The 1,852-nt window shown below is 57.7% G+C and carries 2 protein-coding genes; both read left to right on the forward strand.

Features of this window, described 5'->3' with window-relative positions; translation table 11 throughout:
• Nucleotides 1-86: 86 nt before the first annotated feature.
• Nucleotides 87-1,100, forward strand: coding sequence for an IS21-like element ISAeme17 family transposase (gene istA / locus PG883_RS23345; RefSeq protein ID WP_101880927.1), 1,014 nt, complete (start codon nucleotides 87-89; stop codon nucleotides 1,098-1,100).
• The coding region (gene istB, locus PG883_RS23350) for an IS21-like element ISAeme17 family helper ATPase IstB (RefSeq protein ID WP_270808435.1) at nucleotides 1,097-1,852 on the forward strand (756 nt) is incomplete at its 3' end. The genes istA and istB, both read left to right, overlap by 4 nt.

The following is a 1,852-nucleotide window of genomic DNA, read 5'->3' on the forward strand; positions in this document are numbered from 1 at the left end:
TGTCACCGCCGATGTAAAAATGACCCACTAACGCCGGAGTAAAGTTGACCCACCTGGGCCAAGATCGTGGCTTTTGAGCCACGCCCATGTTGACCCAGGAGTTATCAGTGGAAATCAGAGTGTTGGCCCGTCAGGGCATGAGCATCCGGGCTATCGCCCAGCAATTGCGGGTGTCCCGTAACACGGTTCGCAAGTATCTGCGCAACCCGGGCCTGCCAATCTATCCCAACCGAGCAGCCCGACCAACCAAGCTCGATCCTTTTAAACCCTATCTGCAAGCGCGTATCCAGGCAGCGAAGCCACACTGGATCCCGGCGACGGTTCTGCTCAGGGAACTGCGAGAGCATGGTTACACTGGCGGGCTCTCCCAGCTCAAGGCCTGGTTATCGCCTCTGCGCCATGACGCCTCTGGCACCATCGTCCGTTTTGAAACGGCCCCCGGTAAACAGATGCAGGTCGATTTCACCATTATCCGCCGCGGCAATCGGCCTCTAAAGGCCTTTGTTGCTACCCTGGGATTTAGCCGCGCCAGCTATGTCCGTTTCTTCGATCACGAACGTAATGATGCCTGGTTGACCGGACTGCGTGAGGCTTGTCATTTCTTCGGTGGGGTCCCGCAGGAGGTGCTATTTGATAATGCCAGCACCATCATCCGCGAACGGGATGCCTACGGTGAAGGTGACCATCGTTGGCACCCGGCCCTGCTCGCCTTGGCCGAAGAGTTCGGTTTTCGCCCCCGCGTCTGCCGTCCCTACCGGGCCCAGACCAAAGGCAAGGTCGAGCGCTTCAACGGCTACCTCAAACGCAGTTTTGTCACCCCACTAGCAGCCACCCTCAAGCAGGCAGGACTGGCGCTAGATGTGTCAACCGCCAATGCCCATATCGGCCCCTGGTTGCAAGACATCGCCAACCAGCGTAGCCATGGCACTACCGGTGAAGTCCCGGCTATCCGATTGCAACAAGAGCTGCCTCATTTTCTACCCCTGCCACAGGCGCTACCCGTTAGTCCCGGCACCACGGCCACCGCGCGCCCCATGCCGCTGGAGAGCTTGCAGCATCCGCTATCGGTATACCAAGACCTGCTGGAGGTGAACGTATGAACTTGCAGCATGAACGCCTGATGGCCCTGAGTCAGGCGCTGCGCTTGGAAGGGATTGCTGCCCAGTGGTCAACACTAGCTCAGAAGGCGGCCAACGAGGAGGCGAGCTTCGCCGATTATCTGGAGTGGTTGCTGCACGCAGAGCAGACCTTGAGGACCGAGCGCACCCGCCAGACCTTGCTCAAATTGGCCACGTTACCCGTGGTCAAAACGCTGGAGCAGTACGACTTCGGCTTTGCCAGTGGCGCACCTCGCAGCCAGTTGCAGGAGTTGGCCAGCCTGGCTTTTATAGAGCGTAGCGAAAACATAGTGCTGCTGGGCCCAAGCGGAGTGGGCAAGACGCATCTTGCCATCGCACTGGCCTATCGGGCTCTGATGGCTGGCATCAAGACCAGATTTATCAGCGCAGCAGACCTGATGTTGCAGCTGCAAGCAGCTCAACGACAGGAGCGGCTTAATGCCTACTTCAGCCGTGTCGTGATGGGGCCGCGTTTACTGGTGATCGATGAGATAGGCTACTTGCCGTTTGGGCGTGAGGAAGCAAACCTGTTTTTCAATGTGATCGCCAAACGTTATGAGAAAGGGAGCCTGATCTTGACGAGCAATCTGCCCTTTAGCCAGTGGGCCAGCACCTTTGCCGATGATCAGACACTGACGGCAGCTATGCTCGATAGACTGTTACATCATGCACACATCGTTCAGATCAGCGGTGAAAGCTATCGTTTGAAAGAGAAACGCAAAGCGGGGGCCACA

Origin of the sequence: Aeromonas sp. QDB25 (assembly GCF_027707725.1) — a bacterium.
In the GTDB taxonomy this organism is placed as follows: domain Bacteria; phylum Pseudomonadota; class Gammaproteobacteria; order Enterobacterales; family Aeromonadaceae; genus Aeromonas; species Aeromonas caviae.

Excerpts from the sequence above, each read along its gene's own strand:
- istA (WP_101880927.1), top strand. The coding sequence starts at position 87 with ATGTTGACCCAGGAGTTATCAGTGGAAATCAGAGTGTTGGCCCGTCAG.